Source organism: Alcanivorax sp. HI0083 (assembly GCF_001635175.1).
This window is the reverse complement of the sequence record NZ_LWFX01001675.1, coordinates 1-420: the sequence shown is the minus strand read 5'-3', so window position 1 is coordinate 420 and position 420 is coordinate 1. Positions and strand designations below refer to the sequence as shown.

The 420-nt window shown below is 60.2% G+C and carries 2 protein-coding genes; both read left to right on the top strand.

Annotated features, from left to right (window positions below; genetic code table 11):
- Positions 1-156, top strand: a complete 156-nt coding sequence (locus A3754_RS28885; protein WP_369817648.1) for an ExbD/TolR family protein — start codon at positions 1-3, stop codon at positions 154-156.
- Positions 149-420, top strand: a 272-nt coding sequence (locus tag A3754_RS24530) for a cell envelope integrity protein TolA (RefSeq protein ID WP_197468846.1), incomplete at its 3' end; no start/stop codon positions are given. The genes A3754_RS28885 and A3754_RS24530, both read left to right, overlap by 8 nt.

Below are 420 nucleotides of genomic sequence, written 5' to 3'. Positions count from 1 at the left end.
CTGCGTATCCACAAGCACAAGCCGTCCACCCTGTTTCTGGTGGAAGGCGATGGCAACGTGGCCTATGCCCGGGTGGTGTCGCTGATGGGCGCGTTACAGGAAGCGGGTATTTCCCAGCTGGGGTTGGTGACAGAACCGCAGGGACGCAATGAGTGATCGCCGCGTTGGGTTGCTGTTCACGCTGTTTATCCACCTGCTGGTATTCGGGTTGCTGGTGTTTAGCTGGAGCACGGACCCGTCTCTGCACAAGGCCCCCGTGGTGCCGCCCCATGTAAAGGCCACCATGGTGGAGCGCTCGAAACAACAGAAGGCGCCCGTGGCGAAGCCAAAAACGGAAGTGAAGCCGACGCCCAAGCCGGCAGCGAAACCGAAACCGAAACCCAAGCCTGAACCGAAAACGGAGCCCAAGCCCAAGCCAAA